The sequence below is a fragment of the Tetragenococcus halophilus genome (assembly GCF_001712815.1).
Lineage (GTDB): Bacteria > Bacillota > Bacilli > Lactobacillales > Enterococcaceae > Tetragenococcus > Tetragenococcus halophilus.
On sequence record NZ_CP012047.1, the window covers coordinates 1,984,603 to 2,004,032 of the forward strand.

Annotated in this window: 16 protein-coding genes and 1 other annotated feature; of the genes, 3 read left to right on the top strand and 13 right to left on the bottom strand. The window is 36.3% G+C overall.

The features are described 5' to 3' along the window. Positions 1 to 291: 291 nt before the first annotated feature. The 5 genes from AC806_RS09465 to opp3b form a co-directional block, all read right to left on the bottom strand. Entirely contained in the window at positions 292 to 1,290 is a 999-nt protein-coding gene (locus AC806_RS09465; protein WP_061841145.1) for an RNA-guided endonuclease TnpB family protein, read from the bottom strand. A 66-nt stretch (positions 1,291 to 1,356) separates the two neighbouring features. Then, a complete protein-coding gene (locus tag AC806_RS09470) occupies positions 1,357 to 2,316 on the bottom strand; it encodes an ABC transporter ATP-binding protein (protein ID WP_061841144.1) in 960 nt (319 codons plus the stop codon). Next, entirely contained in the window at positions 2,313 to 3,371 is a 1,059-nt protein-coding gene (locus AC806_RS09475) for an ABC transporter ATP-binding protein (RefSeq protein ID WP_014125482.1), read from the bottom strand. Before AC806_RS09475 ends, AC806_RS09470 begins: the two co-directional genes overlap by 4 nt. A 2-nt stretch (positions 3,372 to 3,373) precedes the next feature. Further along, a complete protein-coding gene (locus AC806_RS09480; RefSeq protein ID WP_069029211.1) occupies positions 3,374 to 4,417 on the bottom strand; it encodes an ABC transporter permease in 1,044 nt (347 codons plus the stop codon). Further along, positions 4,417 to 5,358 carry an oligopeptide ABC transporter permease gene (gene opp3b / locus AC806_RS09485; RefSeq protein ID WP_069029212.1) on the bottom strand — a complete coding sequence of 314 codons (942 nt, stop codon included), beginning with the start codon at positions 5,356 to 5,358 and terminating at the stop codon, positions 4,417 to 4,419. Before opp3b ends, AC806_RS09480 begins: the two co-directional genes overlap by 1 nt. An 89-nt stretch (positions 5,359 to 5,447) precedes the next feature. On the opposite strand from opp3b, the gene AC806_RS09490 reads away from it, so the two are divergent. Beyond that, complete coding sequence (locus AC806_RS09490) at positions 5,448 to 5,783, top strand: DUF3899 domain-containing protein (protein WP_014125485.1); 336 nt, start codon at positions 5,448 to 5,450, stop codon at positions 5,781 to 5,783. Between the two features lie 70 nt (positions 5,784 to 5,853). Here AC806_RS09490 and AC806_RS09495 read toward each other — a convergent pair whose 3' ends face one another. The 7 genes from AC806_RS09495 to AC806_RS09525 all read right to left on the bottom strand — a co-directional run bounded on the left by AC806_RS09495 (position 5,854) and on the right by AC806_RS09525 (position 14,928). After that, positions 5,854 to 7,512: a peptide ABC transporter substrate-binding protein gene (locus AC806_RS09495; protein WP_069029213.1), complete on the bottom strand. Its 1,659-nt coding sequence runs from the start codon at positions 7,510 to 7,512 to the stop codon at positions 5,854 to 5,856. Positions 7,513 to 7,723: 211 nt separating this feature from the next. Next, positions 7,724 to 9,349 carry a peptide ABC transporter substrate-binding protein gene (locus tag AC806_RS09500; protein ID WP_014125487.1) on the bottom strand — a complete coding sequence of 542 codons (1,626 nt, stop codon included), beginning with the start codon at positions 9,347 to 9,349 and terminating at the stop codon, positions 7,724 to 7,726. Positions 9,350 to 9,377: 28 nt separating this feature from the next. Next, a complete protein-coding gene (locus AC806_RS09505) occupies positions 9,378 to 10,085 on the bottom strand; it encodes a gamma-glutamyl-gamma-aminobutyrate hydrolase family protein (RefSeq protein WP_014125488.1) in 708 nt (235 codons plus the stop codon). Between the two features lie 214 nt (positions 10,086 to 10,299). Next, a complete protein-coding gene (locus AC806_RS09510) occupies positions 10,300 to 12,732 on the bottom strand; it encodes a DNA translocase FtsK (RefSeq protein ID WP_014125489.1) in 2,433 nt (810 codons plus the stop codon). An 84-nt stretch (positions 12,733 to 12,816) separates the two neighbouring features. Continuing rightward, entirely contained in the window at positions 12,817 to 13,623 is an 807-nt protein-coding gene (locus AC806_RS09515; protein ID WP_014125490.1) for an amino acid ABC transporter substrate-binding protein, read from the bottom strand. Positions 13,624 to 13,639: 16 nt separating this feature from the next. Further along, positions 13,640 to 14,275 carry an amino acid ABC transporter ATP-binding protein gene (locus tag AC806_RS09520; protein WP_014125491.1) on the bottom strand — a complete coding sequence of 212 codons (636 nt, stop codon included), beginning with the start codon at positions 14,273 to 14,275 and terminating at the stop codon, positions 13,640 to 13,642. Between the two features lie 11 nt (positions 14,276 to 14,286). Beyond that, the gene (locus AC806_RS09525) at positions 14,287 to 14,928 is read right to left on the bottom strand and encodes an amino acid ABC transporter permease (RefSeq protein ID WP_041591850.1); all 642 of its coding nucleotides are present in this window, start codon (positions 14,926 to 14,928) and stop codon (positions 14,287 to 14,289) included. A gap of 146 nt (positions 14,929 to 15,074) precedes the next feature. Continuing rightward, positions 15,075 to 15,306, bottom strand: a binding site (T-box leader). Positions 15,307 to 15,746: 440 nt separating this feature from the next. Between AC806_RS09525 and AC806_RS09530 the strand changes: the two genes are divergently transcribed. Both AC806_RS09530 and AC806_RS09535 read left to right on the top strand, forming a co-directional pair. Next, complete coding sequence (locus AC806_RS09530; RefSeq protein ID WP_069029214.1) at positions 15,747 to 16,622, top strand: helix-turn-helix domain-containing protein; 876 nt, start codon at positions 15,747 to 15,749, stop codon at positions 16,620 to 16,622. Between the two features lie 121 nt (positions 16,623 to 16,743). After that, positions 16,744 to 17,847: an ABC transporter ATP-binding protein gene (locus tag AC806_RS09535; RefSeq protein ID WP_069029215.1), complete on the top strand. Its 1,104-nt coding sequence runs from the start codon at positions 16,744 to 16,746 to the stop codon at positions 17,845 to 17,847. 157 nt (positions 17,848 to 18,004) lie between these two features. Here AC806_RS09535 and AC806_RS09540 read toward each other — a convergent pair whose 3' ends face one another. Continuing rightward, entirely contained in the window at positions 18,005 to 19,363 is a 1,359-nt protein-coding gene (locus AC806_RS09540; RefSeq protein ID WP_069029216.1) for an IS4 family transposase, read from the bottom strand. Positions 19,364 to 19,430 lie beyond the last annotated feature (67 nt).

Below are 19,430 nucleotides of genomic sequence, written 5' to 3' on the forward strand. Positions count from 1 at the left end.
AACCTTTATTTAGGTTTGTGTCAACGATTTGAAACACTTTGTTTTTCAGTTAAATTATAAGTATATAAATGAACCTACATATTTCTATTTTTCTATGATTATAAACCTATTCGGTTAATTCGGACACTACGCCTCGCTTTCGCTTCACAGCAAAAAGACTGCTTCAGGATAATGAGGCAGTCTTTTCATGGTTTTTTATAATTAGTGAGCAATATTCCTAGAAACAAAAATCATAAAGATTTTTTCTATACCCTAGGCGATCCCTGGCGCTCCTTCCAGTTCCTAATAATTTTAACTAGTAGTTAGCTGTCTGCCCAATTGCTCAATAGTAAAGCACTTCTCTTCACTTTCTTTTGTGTCAGGGGCAACAAATGCCAGCTGCTTATTATACCAACTTACTTTATACTGTATTTTCCTTAAAAGATGTTGCCAATCAGTTTCCGAAAATTTTGCATTTTCACTGAATTTCGGATGCTTTTCCAAATAGATATAATCATAGTTTTTCACTAAGAAATAAGTTAATTGGTTAATATAATCGTTTTTTTGGTTATCAATTATCATATACAATTTCTGGACTTTCCTTTTTTGCTTTTGATAATTTTTGGCCTGACTCAACAACACTTTTCTTTTTTTTGCTAACTTTGCTCGAAGTTCCAATCTTTTCTTAGCTGTTTTCAACTGATAGTAAGAATTACTTTTACGACTAAGAAAAACATTCGTAGATGACATTTGAACTAAGTTTTCAGAACAATAAGCAACTCCTATAGACTCACCCGTTTTGGGTAAAGACATCACGTTTTCTAAACACAGAATTGAAACAAAAAACAATTGATTGTTTTTAGCTGAAATCGTCGCTGACTTTATTTCGCCCAAAATTTCTCTATGCAAATTGGCTTTTACTAAAGACTTAAGTTTAGGTAACTTTAATTCTTCCCCAATAAAATAAATTGTATGTTTTTGATTATTTGTGGTATAAGATTGCCAATGACTTTTTTTCGACTTCCATTTAGGATAGCCCGCTCTTTTACTAAAATAATTTTTAAACGCTCGATCTAAATTACGCTGAGCATTAGCTAAAGCTAGACTATCCGTTTGTTTTAAAAACGGATAGTCTTTTTTTAATTGAGCAGGAGTCAGTCGTGTCACATAATCTCCTGCTTGTAGGGCTTTTTTTCGGGCATACAACAACTGATTATAAGTAAAACGTACACAACCGAAAGTCTGTATAAAATATTGTATTTGTTCTTCATTTGGATAAATACGAAATTTATAAGCTTTTAATACTTTCACTAGGTCCTCCTTATTTATAAGGCCCTTAAAATAAGTTTGGCCTTCCCATCTGAAGAATAAATAAATTTAGACAGCTTGTTTTTTCTTTGCAGCTTTTTTGTTTGCAAGTTTTTCTTGGTACTGTGTTTTTTCCTCTTCAGTAGCATAAACATAATGACCTGGGTCAATTTCTAACATTTCACGTGCTGTATCCGGATTATCTTGCTCTCCTTTATACTTAATACGTGTTCTTGTCTGTTCATACTCTGGATCAGGCATAGGAATAGCTGAAAGTAAACTTTCAGTATAAGGATGAACACCATAATAATAAATGTCATCGCTTGTCCCTACTTCTAGTAACTTACCATTATGCATCACACCAATACGATCGCTGATATGCTTAACCATAGACAAATCATGGGCAATAAATAAGTAAGTCAAATTATGTTCTTTTTGCAAGTATTGTAACAAGTTGACTACTTGGGCTTGAATGGATACATCTAAGGCCGAAATCGGCTCGTCACAAATAATAAATTTAGGGTCCACTGCCAAAGCTCGTGCAACGCCAATCCGTTGGCGTTGTCCACCAGAAAATTCATGCGGATAGCGCGTTCCATGGTTTGGATTTAAACCAACAGTTCTTAATAACTCATTTACTCGTTCATTCCGTTCTGTTTCTGACTTTGCCAAGCCGTTAATATCGATTCCCTCAGCGATAATATCTTGAACTTTCATTCTTCCATTCAAAGATGCATAAGGGTCTTGAAAAATCATCTGTACATCACGACGAAAAGTATTCATCGCTTTTTTTCCATGTAACTTCATTACGTCTTTGCCGTCAAATTCAATAGTACCTCCAGTTGCTTGATTCAAACGAATAATCGTACGTCCAGTAGTCGATTTACCACTACCAGATTCTCCCACTAAACCAAACGTTTCGCCTTCATAGATATGGAAAGTAATGTCATCGACCGCTTTGACTTCATTTTTGCTACCTGCATTAAAGTACTGTTTTAAATTTTTTACATCTAATAAAACGTTCTTCATTTACTTTCCTCCGTTTCCGGCTGTTGTTTCTTTTTAAATGCTTCCCAACGCAGCAAAATTTCTTTAGGTGGCTCTACCTTCGGCGCTTGAGGCGCTAACAGCCAGGTAGCTGCTTTATGGGTTTTAGATAATTCAAAAAAGGGCGGTTGTTTTTGCGTATCGATTTTCATCGCATACTCATTTCTAGGATAAAAAGCGTCCCCAGTAGGTGGCTCTAACAAATCTGGCGGTGTTCCTGGAATAGCATACAACCGATCGTCTATACCTTCCAAAGTTGGCATAGAACCTAAAAGCCCCCAAGTATATGGATGTTGCGGATTGTAAAAGATTTCAGCAGCTGTTCCAATTTCTACGATTTTACCCGCATACATCACAGCCACACGATCTGCCACATTAGCTACTACGCCCAAATCATGAGTAATAAAGATAATGGAAGAATTAACTTTTTGCTGAATATCTTTTAATAGCTCTAAAATTTGCGCTTGAATCGTCACATCCAAAGCAGTCGTAGGCTCGTCAGCGATTAATATTTCGGGATAACAAATCAAGGCTACAGCAATGACGATCCGTTGACGTTGCCCACCGGAAAATTGATGAGGATAATTTTTTAATCTTTTTTTAGCATTGGGAATCCCTACCAGTTCTAATAACTCTAAAGCTTTCTGTAAAGCATCTTTTTTTGATACTTTGGTATGTTTTAATAATGATTCAGCGACTTGTTTTCCAATCTTCATTGTCGGATCCAAGGAAGTCATGGGATCTTGGAAAATCATCGAAATATCTTTCCCTCGAATTTTTTGCATTCGTTTTTCCGAATTTTTTAAAATATCTTCATCATTAAATAAAATTTGGCCATTTTCAACCACCGCGTTTTCAGCTAATAGGCCCATGATGCTTCGAGTCGTTACTGATTTTCCACTACCTGATTCACCAACGATCGCTAAGGTTTCGCCTTCATATAAATCAAAACTTACATCTCGAATCGCTTGAACCTTTCCAGCATAAGTGGTAAATGAAATTTCTAAATCTTTGACTTCTAAAACTTTTTTCACCATAATCACTCCTTCATCTTCGGATCAAACGCATCACGCAAACCATCTGCTAGTAAATTAAATCCAATCATAATGACGGACAGTACAGCTGCAGGTATGGCCATTTGATAAGGTAAGAATAAGAAAGTCTTATATCCTTCATTGAGCAATGTACCAAGAGATGCAGTAGGAGGCGTTAAACCAATCCCGATAAAACTTAAGAAGGCTTCAAAGAAAATAGCTTCTGGAATACTAAACATCATTTGTACAATAATGACGCTAGAAATATTAGGTAAAATATGTTTAAAAGCAATTTTAGTCCTACTTTCTCCTAGAGTTGTGGCTGCTAAGACAAATTCCTGGTCTTTTAATTTAAGTGTCTGGGCTCGAGCAATCCTGGCCATCGGTATCCAGTTGGTAATCGCCATTGCCGCAACAATTGAGAAAATTCCAGGATTAAACACTACTAACATCAAAATCATCACAACAAGATTAGGGATCCCGGCTAACACTTCGATAACTCGCTGCATATAGTTATCCACTCTACCACCTAATAAGCCTGAAATAACTCCATAACTGACCCCAAAGAAAATATCTAGCGCTGCTGCAATAAAGGCAATCATTAATGAAATTCGTACGCCCATAAATAGACGGCTTAATAAGTCCCGTCCTAAACCATCTGTTCCTAAATAAAAATGAACATCTTCTGGTACATCAGCAGCTTCATAGCGATCCACCATTTCTCCACCAACTTCAGATACGCCGTTTAAACCATTAATATCAATTCCAGGTATCTTAGGTGGCAAATTAATATAACTAGAATTTTGTTCGGTCGGGTCATGTGGCGTAGCAAAAATAGTTACGACTGATATGAGTAACACAATGATAAGAAAAATAGAGGAAAAAACGGCCGCTTTATTTTTCTTTAGCCGACGCCATGAATCTTGTAAAAAGTTTAGCGAAGGGGCTGTAATAGCTTCACGCTCAACTTTTGTACTCTTTTCCAAGGGTTCAAACTCAGAAGTTGGAATTTGTGTGATTTGGTCATTTGTATAATTTTTATTTTCCATTATCCACGACTCCCTTCTGAAATACGAATACGAGGATCAACAATGCCATATAATACGTCAACAATAAAGATAATCGACACTAACATCGTAGAATAAAGAATCGTTACTGCCATAATTGTCGGATAATCATTGGTCATAATTGATTTAACAAATTGTTCTCCGATACCTGGTATAGCAAAAATATTTTCTACAACAAGTGAACCAGTCATTAGCGCAACTGCTAATGGTCCTAGTAAAGTCAAGATTGGAATCAAGCTATTACGCAAGCCGTGCTTGAATGCTCGCTCCCAGCGACTTAGTCCTTTTGATTTTGCCAGCTCAACTTGGTCACTATGTAATACTTCGACCATTTCAGTACGTATAAAACGAGCTGAATCCGCTAGTGGTGCCATCGCTAGTGCTAATGTTGGTAAAATCGTATAAGCAAAGCTATCCCATCTTGCAATTGGTAAAATTTCTAGTTTAATTGCAAATACGTATTGCAATAATACAGCAAATACAAAGTTAGGAATAGAGCGTCCTAAAATAGCAACTAACGTACTTAAAGTGTCCACCCAAGTATTTTGCTTCATAGCAGAAATCGTTCCTAAAACAATTCCAAAAATCGTACCAAGCCCAATAGCTTGGATTCCCAATTGAAGTGATGGACCAATACGTCCACCTAATAAACTAGACACTGCCTGGTTTTTAAATTGGAAAGAAATACCAAAATCGCCTTGCATAATATTTACTAGATAATTACCATATTGAACGATTATTGGTTGATCTAAGCCCATTTGTTTATTTAATAAAGCGATTTGTTCCGGACTTAATTTTTCAGCATTGGTATAAGGTGTCCCTGGCAAAAACTGCATCATAAAAAAAGTGATAGTTGCAATCAACCACAATGTAATTGCCATGAAAAACACACGCTGCAATAAATATTTTATAAAATCGTTCACGTTTTTTCCCCCTATTTCTTTGACTTCTAAACAATATTTTTATACATTAAATCTATCTTTATTTTTATAACTAAGAGAGGAACCTCCTTATGAGATTTAAAAAAAGTTCTTGGATCATCAGCCTAACAAGTTTGTTAGTTAGTATATTACTCACGATCATCCAAAAAGATTTTTCCCTTACTGCTTTATCAGATAATTTATTTCTATTTACCTTATTTTTTCTGATCATTGGCGGTTTTCTTTGGGTATTTTCTTCTGGATTTTTTGATAATTTTCAACGCTCTTTCAAGAAAAGAAATAAAAAAACAAAAACAGAAGGTATGAAATTGTCAGAAGTCGGTCGTTCCAGCTTTCGTTTCTGGTTAGAACCTGCAGGTATACTGCTTTTATTAAGCCTGTTGACTTTACTATTGGCAATTTTTTAACAATAAAGACTGAGACATTGTAATTTATTTGTTGTCTCAGTCTATTTTTATTTTCAAGTTACCATAAAATCTATTCGTCGACCGTTACCCACTTGTAATCATATTGCGCACCAGCAGGGTGAGAAACAAGACCATTGACCCTGTCTGCTCTTAGATGAGCTTCAGCATTTTGATACAATGGAACGACGCCTTGATCTTCCATAATGATTTTTTCAGCTTCTACCAAATTACCCCAACGTGCTTCAGGATCATTGCCGTTTTCATTAGTTGCTTCATCCATTTGTTGATCGTAATCTTCATTACTATACTTTCCATGGTTATTTGATGTGTCTGTTTGGAACAAGTCAAGGAACGCACTTGGGTCAGCATAGTCAGCTCCCCAGCCGCTTAGAGCCATGTCAAAATCTCCGGAAGTTGAACGATCTAAACGAACAGAAAAAGGTACAGGACTTAATGAAACACTTACTCCATCTAAGCTATCTTGAATGGATTCTTGTAAGAATTCTTGCGCTCTTCTAGAACCATCTGTATCATCTGCTAATAGGTCTATTTCTAACGAATCTTCACCTAGTTCTTCTTGTGCTTGTTCCCAATATTCTTGTGCTTGTTCTGGATCATATTCAACCTGGCTACCTGCATCTTCAGTAAAGTCATCCCCAGTTTCTGGATTTTCGCTCATATCACTTGGTACTAAGCCAGAAGGTTCAATCGATCCATCAGCTAAAACTGAGTTAACTAAAGCTTCACGATCAATAGAGTAAGAGATTGCTTTACGAAAGTTTTCGTTATTAAACGGTGAATCCTCATCATCTTGATTCATTTCCATATAAAAAGTAGATGCCATAGGAATTGTAAGATAATCGGGGTCATTAGCCATTTGTTGTGCAAGTTCACCACTTAATGTAATCTCATCTGCTTGACCATCTTGGAATAAGTTCAAAGCAGTTGATGCTTCTTTAACAACATTAACGTTCACTCGATCTAGTGAAACATTATCTGCATCCCAATAGTCTTCATTTTTATCATAAGCCCATTCAGTATCTGATCCAGGGCCATCAAAATCAGCTAAGACAAACGGTCCATTATAAACCAGATTGTCACTTGTCTGTGCATAATCATCCCCATTTTCTTCCACAACTTCTTCATTTTGTGGGAAAAAGACTGGAAAAGCTAATAAATTGTCGAAGTATTCTGTCGGTCTTTCTAAGGTGATTTCCAATTCATAATCATCAACTGCTTCAATTCCTAACTCATCCAAGTCTGCATCTCCGTCCATTACAGCTTCTGCATTTTCAACTGGTTCATAGATATAAGCGAATTCTGAAGCTGTTTCTGGATCGACCGTACGCTGCCAACCATAAACATAATCATCGGCTGTTACAGGATCACCATTTGACCAAGTTGCATCTTCGCGTAATTGAATAGTGTAGGTTAGTCCATCATCCGAAATCTCTGCTTCTTCTGCTGCACCTGCAGGTTGCGGCTCATCATTTTCGTCCAAACGATAAATTCCTTCATAAACATTATTTAAGGCCGAAAAACTAACTGTATCTGTAGCCTGTGATAAGTCCGCTGTTGGCATTTCTTGTCTTTCAATAAAAGTATACTCATTCCCTGAAGTACCAGAAGCACCTTCACCTTCACCTGAATCTTGCGTTCCTCCTGTTGTACATCCTGCAAGAACCAAGGCACTCATTGCAAACAAACTATAAACATGTTTCTTTCTCACATCACTTGCCCCTTTTTCATTGAGAATTTTCAGAATTATTTTCTTTTTCTGAAGTTATATAAGATTGTAATTATTAATTATTAAAAAAGCAAGAGAAAATTGAAAATAAAATGAGGAAGTACTTATTATTTATTTGTAAAAATTGGTTTAACAGCTTTTTAGGTAAAAAAATCTCAGATAAAAATATCTGAGATTTCTAACCATATCAAAATTATTCTGTAATAAAAGTCGTTCGATAGGAAACTGTCCGACCAAAAGGAAAAACTTGTATCCCACCAAGACGATCTGTTTTTAAATAAGCATTCGCGCCTTGGTAAAATGGTAGAACAGCAGCATCTTCTTCTACTAACAACCGCTCCATTTCAAGTAGTTTATCCCATCTTGCGTCTGGATCATTAGCTAGTGTTGTACGAGCTTCTTCTAATCCTTTATCATAATCTGGATTATCATAACCGGAAGTATTTAGTCCACTTTGAGAATCATAGAAATTCAAAAAATCAATCGGATCCGCATAGTCCGGCGTCCAAGTACCAAACACTAAATCAAAGTCTCCTTCAGTTTGTAAATCCAAGCGGTTTTGCAATGGTACGGATTTTATTGTGATTTCTAAGCCGGAAAGCGTCTCTTCCAATTGACCTTGAATATATTCAATAGTCTTTTTACTCATCGCTGCATCTGCTGACAGCAATTCTAAAGTGATTTCATCTTGGCCAAGTTCTTCTTTTGCTTTTTCCCATGATTGTTGCGCTGCTTTTTTATCATAAGGCAGTAAATCACCATTTTCTTCCCGAAAATCCTCGTCTGTCGAAGGGTTTTTAGCAAAATCAGACGCAACAAAACCATTTAATGGTGTAGAGCCATCAGATAGAATATTTTGCGCAAAATTGTCTTTATCAATTGCTTGTAAGATAGCTTTTCTTACATTTACATTACTAGTTACTTCCCGCTTTTGGTTTGGACTGATGTAACCAACCATAGCTTTTGGTTCAAAATAAGCTTGCTCATCGTTTTGATATTGTTGGGCTTGCGTATCAGCTAACAAAGTATAATCTAGCTGACCATCAGTAAATAAGTTCGTTCCCGTAGCTACTTCTTTTACTACTTGTACGTTAATTGTTTCCATTTGCACATTATCTTGATCCCAATACTCTGGATTTTTTTCTAAAGTCCATGATTCATTATTGCCGTCCCAATCATTAATGACAAAAGGACCATTTCCTAAAAATTTTTCTGTATTCGTACCATATTGTTTTCCTTCACCTTCAGCAAACTCTTTCGATTTAGGCATAAAAGGGGTCCCTGTAAGAATTTCTGGTAAAAAAGGGAGTGGATCTTCTAATTGCAGCTTTAAAGTACTATCATCAATAGCTTGGGCTCCTAACTCATCTACTTCCTTATCACCCTCACGAATTTCTCTGCCATTCTGAAAAATATCCATTCGATTACTACTACTAGAAGCAGTCTTGGGATCAACTACCGTTTGAAAAGCATAAACAAAATCCTCCGCTTTAACTGGCGTGCCATCGCTATAATTTGTGTCTTTTAATTGAAAGGTATACGTTAACCCATCTTCGCTAACTTCTGGTTCTTTGCTAGCCAAAGCCAATTCAGGCTCGCCTTCTTCATCATAACGGTAAAGGCCTTCTGTTAATTGACCAATCATGTCTGAACTATTCACATCAGTATACTGTGCGCTATCCAAAGTCGTAAGCTCTCCAGAAAGAGACACCGAAATTTCTTGTTGTGTACTATTTTTTTCTTCAGTATTACCTCCAGTACTAAAACACCCTGCCAATATAAACAATGCTGCACCCAACAGCAACCCTATTTTTTTCATATTTTTCTCCTATATATTAAATTTTTCCTTACAATTTTTTTACCACATAGTTAAATATCCTCATCTCATTTGGTTGAGCTTCAAAAGCAAAGTCTGGATGCCATTGAACACCTAATAGACGCTGTTTTTTATTTTCAACTGCTTCAATCACACCATCAGGGCAAAGAGCTGTTTCTGTAAGATTACTAGAAAGACGGTTTAACGCTTGGTTGTGAAAAGAATTAACACTTGTCTTTTCTCCATAAATTTCTTGCAAAATGCTACTACCTTTTGTAAGCAACTGATGTGTTGGTTGCTCTCTAGGGACTGGATCTTGCATATGTAAAATTTTAGTAAAAGAGGATAATTCTTGTTTTAAATCGCCACCGAAAAATACATTCATTAACTGCATTCCACGACATACCGCAAATACCGGCTTTTTTTGTAATAAGGCTTCTTCTAACAATGCTAATTCAAAACGGTCGCGCGCTTCAGAATAGTTTCCTTGAACAGTCTTTGCCTGTTTATAAAACTTTGGTAAAACATCTTGACCGCCAGTTAGTATTAATTTGTCAACTTGAGAAATATAATCTTTGGCTAAATCTTTTGTACCAACTGGTAAAACAAGAGGCAGACCACCCGCTTTTTGAACCGCCTTAACATAACCATCCGGTGTATAACTGATAGGCAAATGATATAACATTTCGCCAGAATCCAGTATATTATTTGCAGAAATACCAATAATTTGGCGTCTCATATTACATTCTCCTTTCCCTTTTGTTTGCTAAAATAATAGTCTTTTAGTTTACACATGTCAACAAATTAATTCCATTGCACTTATTTCTTATATAACAAAAATACATTACTTTTAGCTAGTAAAAATACCTAACATTCCACACTTATATGTGAAACTGTTAGGTATTGTTTTTTGTTTAAATGAACGGTTTTAAACACAGATTTAGTGATGACTTTTATTCCTGAGGTTCACCTTGATAATTATCATCTGCCGGATTTTGCGCTTTATCTACTAAAACTTTACGTGGTTTACTACCTTCTGAAGCACCTACAACATGATTGGCTTCTAGTTCGTCCACTAAGCGAGCAGCTCTATTATAACCAATCCTAAAGCGTCGTTGAAGCAAAGAAACACTAGCTGTTTGCATGTCCACGACTAATTCTTTGGCTTGATCATACAACTCATCTTCGGATTCTTCTCTTTTATTATCTTTGGCAATCTCTTCGTCACTGACCATCATTTTCTCTTCGTAATTTGCCCCTTGCTGGTCAGTCACAAATTTAACCACTTCTTCTACTTCATGGTCTGAAATAAAGGCTCCTTGTACCCGAATCCCTTTATTTTCTCCCATTGGTAGAAACAACATATCGCCTCGTCCTAATAATTTTTCCGCACCATTGGAATCAATAATCGTACGCGAGTCTGTACCGCTGGATACCGCAAAAGCAACTCGCGAAGGAACATTAGCTTTGATAATCCCGGTAATGACATCCACACTTGGACGCTGCGTTGCCAAAATCATATGAATCCCTGCAGCACGAGCCATTTGTGCTAGACGGGTAATCGCGTCTTCTACCTCGTTACTAGCTACCATCATCAAGTCAGCTAACTCATCTACAATAACCACGATAAATGGCATTGTCGGATACTTCTGGTCTTCAGTTTGATTTCTTTGTTTAATCATTTCATTATAACCAGTAATATTACGTACCCCTGTTGCCGCAAATTTTTCATAACGTTCTTCCATTTCTTTCACGACTTTTTGTAATGCTTGTGCTGCTTTTTTCGGATTGGTTACAACTGGTGTCAAAAGATGAGGAATACCGTTATAAACATTTAACTCTACCATTTTCGGGTCAACCATCATAAGTTTGACTTCATGTGGTTTGGCCTGCATTAAAATGCTAGTAATAATGCCATTAATAGACACCGATTTCCCACTACCAGTAGAGCCTGCAACAAGTAGATGAGGCATCTTCGTCAAATCAACTGTCTGGATTTTCCCCGAAATATCTCGCCCTAATGGGACTTCAAGTAAGTGCTCAGGATGAGCGGGCGTTTCATCAATCATTTCCTTAAAGGCTACGGTGCTAACAGTTTCATTAGGGACCTCGATACCTATTAGAGATTTACCAGGAATAGGGGCTTCCATACGAATGTCTTTAGCAGCAAGGGCTAAGGCAATATCGTCTGAAAGGTTAACAATTTTACTAACTTTAACTCCGATCGCTGGTTCTATTTCAAATTTTGTTACAGAAGGTCCTAAACTAGCTTTAACAACCTTAGCGTTCACACCAAAGCTTTTGAATGTTTTTTCCAAAATCGTGATATTTTTTTCAATTTTTTTATATTCATCACTTTGATCTGTCGATTTCACTTCAGTTAAAAGAGAGGACGGCGGTAATTCGTAATCTTCATCCTCAACTTCTTGCGAGATTTCAAATTCAAGTGGTTTACCATCGTCTTCTGCTTCTTCTGGTAAAGCTTCGTCTGTTCTTTCATTCTCTGCTTTTTTGTTTGTCATCTGACTTTGTTGATAGCTATCAATAGGAACAAAACTTAGCTGTTCTGCTTCACCACTGGCTTCATCTTTTTGGTCTTGAGCTAATTTTTCTGCCTCAGATAGAGAGCGAACTTGGTTTTTTTCCTGCTCTTTTACTTGCTGTAAAAGAGCTTCTCTTTCTTGTGCCTGTTTTTGTTCTTTTTGTTCCCTTTTTGCTTGTTTCTTTGCTTTTCTATCGGCTTGCTTTTGCGCTTTTTTCTCAGGGTTCCCTTCAATTAACTTTTGTATCTTTTCTTTTAGACCATGTAAAAGTTCTAATAGTTGTTGGCTATCCATTGAACTTATAAAGTAAGCACCTAAAATAACGAAAAGGACTGCAACTACATAACTACCTACTTTGGAAACCAGAAAGAAGGTCATCTGATAAAGTAAAGCACCTAGCATACCGCCTCCAACATTAGCACTCACTTGACTATTTTGAATATCACTGACCAAAGTCTGCCAAGTTGTTGCTAAGAATTGTGGATCAGAGGTTTGGATTCTGCCGAATAATTGGGCGTGGAAAAAAATTAACACACCTAAATAAATGAGGAGCCCACCAAAAATTTTTCCTCCATAGGATATTTTTCCCTTTCTTGGCTCGTTATTTTTAAGCATTACCCATGAACCATAGATGATTAACAAAGCACAAAGGAAGGGATAAGTATTACCGCCGATAATACGAAAACCATTAGCGATCAACGTTCCTAAAAAGCCTAGTTGAAATAATGCAAATACGCCAAATAAGATAAATAAAAATCCAAAAGCAATCAGCATTAATTTCTCTTGCTGATGTTTCTGCTTTTTTGTTTTTCGCTTTTTTGAACGTTTCTTTTTTTGTGCCATATAATCCCTCCTTTCACTCTTAACCATTATACAAAAAAAAAGAAGGGAACAAAAGTTTCTTCCCTACTTTCTTTCACTTTTTTATCAATCCATTGAAACATCTTCACCAAACCATTTTTCTGAAATCTCTGCAAATTCACCATTTTCCTGTAACTCGTTAATACCATCATTAATTTCTTGTAACAATTCTTCGTCATCTGGTCTAACACCCACCGCGAAATTTTCATCCTCATAAGGGGTTTCAATCAGGTTAAAGGCATCTATCTTCTCATTTTGATTCAAATAATATTCAGCATAAACTCGATCAATTAAAAGCCCATCAATACGCCCACTTTCCAAATCAATAAACGCTTCGTTAAAACTATCGTAAAGTGTTGCATCTTCGCTATCTACTCTATCCTTTAACACTTCGGAATCATTATTAAAAGAATTGTAACCAGAAGAACCTTCTTGTGCACCTAGTATTTTTCCATCCATTTCTTCAACTGAGTTGATCCCACTGTCTTTAGAAGTCACTAATAACTGACTATTATTCATATAAGGATCAGAAAACGCGACTTCATCTTCACGCTCAGGAGTTTGTGTGTAGCCATTCCAAATCGCGTCGATTGTTTCATTGTTTAGTTCGTTTTCTTTCATCGACCAGTCAATCGGTTGAAAGGCAACCTCAGTATCATTTAAAGCAAATACAGCTTTAGCCAATTCAATATCAAACCCTGTTAAATTTCCATCGTCATCACGAAATCCCATAGGAACAAACGTATCATCCAGCCCAATAACCACATCTGCATTTTCTGTGTCATTGTCTGCTTGCTCATTTCCTCCTGAGGAACAAGCCCCCAACAGAAAAACACTTGCCAAACCTAAAACAATTCCCTTTAATTTTTTCATTTCCTTTTTCCTCCTCTTATTTGATTTCCTCAACTTCTAATAAATTATCTGCAATATTTTCAGCAAAAGTCATATCATGGGTAACAACAAGTTGCGTAACGCCTTGTTGTTTCAACCCCAAAATAATTTGTTCAACATGCTCACGTAAAGCGGGATCTAGTGCGCTTGTAGGTTCATCATAAGCGAGCACTTTAGGATCCATCGCCATCGCTCTAGCAATAGCTACCCGTTGTTTTTGCCCACCAGATAATTGGTAAGGGTATTGCTGCATTAACGATTCTATACCCAGTTGCGCAGCAATATCTTCTGCTTTTTTCGTATAAGCGTCCTTTTCTTCTTTTAAAGCCAATTTAGGCGCTAATACAATATTTTCAAATACACTTAAGTGTGGAAATAATTCAAATTCCTGAAAAACAACACCTACTACTTGTTCTTGATGCTTTGAATTTACTGGATCAAATTTTTCCCCATCTAATAAAAAATCTCCACTATCTACAGTTTCTAAACCTGCTAGCGTCCGTAACAAAGTCGTTTTTCCGCCACCTGAAGGTCCAACAATAGCTAAAATTGATCCGTCAGGTATGGTTAAATCTAATGAATTAATCACTTTTTTTGAACCAAAAGATTTACTTATATTTTTAAGCTCTAACATATATTTCCCTCCTAACGATAATAATTCATACGTTTTTCTAGGCCGCGAAGGATAAGCGTAAAGACAGCTACCATAAGAAGATATAAAATCCCTACACCCAATAGTGGCACTAAGGAAACGTCTCGTTCCATCGCCACTTTTCCAATACGCATCACATCTTGTAATCCTAGAATATAAACAAGCGATGTATCTTTTACCAAATTGATAATTTCATTTCCAACAGAAGGTAAAGTAACCTTGAAAACTTGTGGGATAATGATCTTTCGTAAAGTTTGCCCGTAAGTTAAACGTAGCACACGTGCTGCTTCGTATTGACCATTAGGAATTGATTGAATCCCACCACGGAAAATTTCTGCAAAATAAGCTGCGTAGTTTAATATAAATGCTACTAGTGCTGCTTCAAAACGATCAAACACAATTCCCATAATAGGCAAGCCATAGAAAACAAAAATTAATTGTAGCAATAATGGTGTTCCCCGCATCAACCACACATATACTTGAATAATTGACTTGAAAATTTTTGAACGGCTACATAATACAAATGCTAAAATAATACCAATAGGAACTGAGCCAATAATCGTTAGACCAAATAAGCGAAAAGTGACTTCCATTCCGTTAAGCAATTGTGGAAAAATAGAAATTAAATACTCCATATACATTCTCCTTTAAAATAAAAATATCCTCTGGTTTTACCCAGAGGACGCAAAATACGTGGTTCCACCCCAATTTATCTTTTCCTCACAGAAAAGACCTTAGTAAGTTATCAATCGAAAAATAAAAAAGTCCTTTAGCCAAAGGGCTAAAGGACGTCAACTACGCGGTTCCACCTTTATTTATTCATTCTTTACAGAATAAAACTCAGTAAGTCATCAATCAATAACTTTGGCTATAACGGGCTGCCCGGACTTTTCTACTTCATTCAAAAAGACGACTCCAAGATGTGGTTCACCATAATTTCATTGTTTCTTCTCACCAGACAGAAACTCTCTTGAAACAAAACTAAAGTTACTCTTCTTGTTCTATGTCATTTATTTAAGTTGCTGCCTAGTTTACGTGTAGCAGACAAAAATGTCAAGCTTTTTTTGAAAAATTTTCAACTTCAATTCCTGTTTCCTGATCTTACTTTGTTCAACTTAATAAGACACAAAGTTGAGGATTACTTTAGTCCAAAAGACAGACGAATGGCCTCTTCTTTATTAAACTTTGGGACAATTACTCTGTTTGTGGCCCTTCCTTTGTCTGACTTAGGGCCAAATGCCAAATGATTGGCCCCTGCTTTGCTAGACTAAAGGACAACAGCCAAAGCTTTGGCCTCTTCTCTATCTGTCTTTAGGACAAAATCTATTTACTTTGCTAAACTTAGATCAGGAAAATTCATTTGTTGACCTAAATTCTTCAAATACAAGTTTGGTGAAATTACAACTTTTAGTTACAATGAAAAAAACGGTTATATTTGAAAGGCAGATTAAACATGAATCAGCAAAAGCTACAAGAAATTTATCCTACATCTTCTTTACACTCTTTTCCTACAATGAATGAGGATTATTTATCCATCGCTCTATCGCACGGTTTTTTGTGGATTCCAAAGGAAAATCTCTCTTCAAGCGAAGAAAAGTTATTACAAAGCATGGCTGATATTGACTTAACAAATTACCTCCATGATGAAAAGTATGATCATCCTTGGTATACTGCTTTGTTTTTTAATGAAGCTATTCCAGCAAGTAAAGGAAGCTTTCGTTTGATTCAATTCGAATATCATACTTTAGAAAAAAACGAACTTCTATCTTTGCAAGAAGAAATGACCACGATTTTACCACATACTGTCGATTTATTTTTGCTTAGTAAAAATTATGGCGTCATTGTCGAATCTTTTAGTGAAGATGCTTTATCCACTGAAGAATTAGAAGGACTTTTTCTAGCTTTAGATAGTGATTTTAATAGCTATACCCGGTTTTTTTGTGGCGCATTCCATTCTTTTGAAAAAGATTTTACGCAGCTTTTCTACGAAGAAGAGCAGTTATTTCTTCACGCATTAAATAATAACACCCAAGATAAATCCTTTGATATAGATGAAAGCGCTATTTTATTTTTCGCCCATCAAGATGTTAGTAAAAGCTACTTAATGCAGAGCCTTTTTGTTGAATGGTTCAATCCAGAATTTATAAAAATTATTTCTAAACTTTGGGAAATGCAAGGTAACGTTAGTTCAGCCGCCAAAGAATTATTTATGCATCGCAACACACTACAATATAAAGTAGACAAATTTCAAGAACAGACCAAAACAAATTTAAAAAAGATGGATGATTTATTTTTATGTTATCTGTTGATTTTAACTTTTAAGAAGTAAAAGCGCTTTAACAATATGCACAAAAAGTAACGACTTTTTTGTGCATTTTTTATATTGCATTTGTAAACCGCTTTCAACTATATTGTTTATAACAAATTGATTTGAAAGAAGGAATAAAATTATGGTCGAAATGTCATTAAAAGATATAGGAAAAAAATATGATAATGCAGAACACTTTGCTGTTACTGATTTTAACTTAAATATTAAAGATCAAGAATTTATTGTTTTTGTCGGTCCTTCTGGCTGTGGGAAATCTACTACATTACGTATGATTGCTGGTTTGGAAGATATTACAGAAGGTGAATTAAAAATTGGCGACAAAGTCATGAACGATGTTGCCCCGAAAGATCGTAGAATTGCCATGGTTTTTCAAAATTACGCCTTATACCCTCATATGACGGTCTTTGATAATATGGCTTTTGGGTTGAAATTACGTAAATATGATAAAAATGAAATTAAAAAGCGGGTAGAAAATGCCGCCGAGATTTTAGGTTTAAAAGAATACTTAGATCGCAAACCTGCAGCACTATCCGGTGGACAACGCCAACGGGTAGCTTTAGGGCGTGCTATCGTTCGTGATGCTAAAGTCTTTTTAATGGACGAGCCTCTTTCTAACTTAGACGCTAAATTACGGGTAGCTATGCGAGCAGAAATTGCTAAATTACACCGTCGGCTAGAAACTACCACAATTTATGTGACTCACGACCAGACAGAAGCCATGACAATGGCAGATCGAATTGTCATTATGAAAGACGGCCTCGTCCAACAGATTGGTACACCTAGAGAAGTTTATGATACGCCTATAAATGAGTTTGTTGCAGGTTTCATCGGCTCTCCAGCAATGAACTTTTTCAATGTTACGCTAAAAGATGGCGTAATTGAAGATGGCTATGGACTAAAATTACGTGTTCCTGAAGGCCGTAACAAGTCGTTAGTCGAAAAAGGCTATAACGAAAAAGAAATTACCTTTGGCATTCGTCCAGAAGATATTCACGGTGAACAAGTCGTTATCGATGCTGCGCCAGAAACTACTGTACACACTGAAGTGGTGGTATCTGAACTACTAGGTGCAGAAACCATGTTATATACAAAAATCGGTGATACAGAATTTATCTCAAAAGTAGATGCTCGTGACTTTCATGAACCAGGAGAAATGGTTGATTTAAGTTTTAACCTTAACAAAGCCCATTTCTTTGACAAAGAAACAGAAGAAGTTATTAAATAGCTTCTTTTAATAAGCCATCCGACCTTTTTGTAAACCCATTGAGCAAAAAGGTCATTTTTGTTCTTGTTTTCATGATATTTGTTATAGTCTAAAACTTGAAATATAAAAAGTACACATTAAGCCTATGGTATCAAGCAAAAGGACGATAAATTTCATTTCAAGCAACCTTTTTTAACTGTCTTTGTGTTGATTGAGGTAGTTTTTGTATAAACTGACTCATGATGTTATTTAAAGTTTCTTCAGAAAGGATCATCTCGTTCGCAAATACTTCCTTAAAAAGCTCGAGAAGTTGGACGATAGCTTCTGAAAAACTAATATCAGATAGTTCTTCAATCATCAAATAAAATAACTCGCCCATCGTTCGTTCATCGGCTTGTTCACGATGTTGGACAGCCAGAATGAGATAACTAACGGCGACTGTAATGGTATGCGCAAAAATCCCATCATAAGAAAGCCCTTGGTACTTGGCTAGACGGAGATGTTGTTTACAGATTTTAAAATACACTTCGATCGACCAGCGTTTTCCATATAGCTGAATGATTTCATCTTCGTTCAAAGAAAGATCGGTTGTAGCCAAGACAAGATAATCATTCCGCTTGTTGCGATTTCTCACATACATAAGCTTAATTGGAAGTATCTTACCCTCCAATTCAGATTCAACACAAACAGAAAGAAGATATCTTGAACGACCTCTTCGCTTTTTCTCTATTTGAAAAATAGTCTTTACATCGACCCACTCGCCGTGATAGCGATAATAGACTTTTTTTGAACGTTTCACCATACAAACGGCATGAAGGTTGAGTCCGCGCAAAGCATGAAACATTTTCGGGCTTGAAAACCACGAATCAAAGAGCACATACTTTGCCTGTATTCCTTCTTTTAGAGCAGCTTGAAGAAGCTCTATGAGTACGTCGGTTCCTTTGCGTTGTGCTTGTGCTTTTCTTCTCCCAGCGTGTGTCCGATGATCTATTTTCTCTACTTCACGTACTTTCTTACTTGCGGACAAAAGGCTAAACGCCACAGGCAAAAAGGTATTGCCATCGCTCCAACCAAGTTGAAGAAAACGAAAGCCTTTCTTGTTTTTGTGGTCAGTATGATCGTATTGCCAACCACAAAGCTCTACATTTTTCGCATTCAAACGCTCATACATGGAATCATCTACGATAAACACTTCTTTACGATCCTTTTCTGTCAACGGACGAATGAAAGCAATGACCTGTTTGGATAAGAGAATCAAGAAGCGTTGCCAGTTAATTTTCCCATTGTTTAGTAGGTTGCGAAACGTTTTATCTGAAAATCCTAACTCCTCCTGATGAAGTTGGAAGTCACGGAAAGCAGAGCGATTGGAAAAGAGGGTGGTTACAAGGTAGCGAAAAAGCACGAGAAAGTTCACTCCTTTTTCCTTTTGTGCATTCGATTTTTTCGCAATAGTGGATACATTAAACCGTTGGAAAAAAGTATCAATGGAGGATGAAATTTCGTTTTTATTTTGGTTGTTTGATGTTATAATTGACATAGCATGAACACTCCTTGGTAGATGGTTTTTTAGTCAATTCTATTTTACCAATTTGGAAAGGTTCGTG

Excerpts from the sequence above, each read along its gene's own strand:
- AC806_RS09490 (WP_014125485.1), top strand. The coding sequence starts at position 5,448 with ATGAGATTTAAAAAAAGTTCTTGGATCATCAGCCTAACAAGTTTGTTA.
- AC806_RS09470 (WP_061841144.1), bottom strand. The coding sequence starts at position 2,316 with ATGAAGAACGTTTTATTAGATGTAAAAAATTTAAAACAGTACTTTAAT.
- AC806_RS09520 (WP_014125491.1), bottom strand. The coding sequence starts at position 14,275 with ATGTTAGAGCTTAAAAATATAAGTAAATCTTTTGGTTCAAAAAAAGTG.
- AC806_RS09540 (WP_069029216.1), bottom strand. The coding sequence starts at position 19,363 with ATGTCAATTATAACATCAAACAACCAAAATAAAAACGAAATTTCATCC.
- AC806_RS09535 (WP_069029215.1), top strand. The coding sequence starts at position 16,744 with ATGGTCGAAATGTCATTAAAAGATATAGGAAAAAAATATGATAATGCA.
- AC806_RS09500 (WP_014125487.1), bottom strand. The coding sequence starts at position 9,349 with ATGAAAAAAATAGGGTTGCTGTTGGGTGCAGCATTGTTTATATTGGCA.
- AC806_RS09505 (WP_014125488.1), bottom strand. The coding sequence starts at position 10,085 with ATGAGACGCCAAATTATTGGTATTTCTGCAAATAATATACTGGATTCT.
- AC806_RS09525 (WP_041591850.1), bottom strand. The coding sequence starts at position 14,928 with ATGGAGTATTTAATTTCTATTTTTCCACAATTGCTTAACGGAATGGAA.
- AC806_RS09510 (WP_014125489.1), bottom strand. The coding sequence starts at position 12,732 with ATGGCACAAAAAAAGAAACGTTCAAAAAAGCGAAAAACAAAAAAGCAG.
- AC806_RS09515 (WP_014125490.1), bottom strand. The coding sequence starts at position 13,623 with ATGAAAAAATTAAAGGGAATTGTTTTAGGTTTGGCAAGTGTTTTTCTG.
- AC806_RS09530 (WP_069029214.1), top strand. The coding sequence starts at position 15,747 with ATGAATCAGCAAAAGCTACAAGAAATTTATCCTACATCTTCTTTACAC.
- AC806_RS09480 (WP_069029211.1), bottom strand. The coding sequence starts at position 4,417 with ATGGAAAATAAAAATTATACAAATGACCAAATCACACAAATTCCAACT.
- AC806_RS09475 (WP_014125482.1), bottom strand. The coding sequence starts at position 3,371 with ATGGTGAAAAAAGTTTTAGAAGTCAAAGATTTAGAAATTTCATTTACC.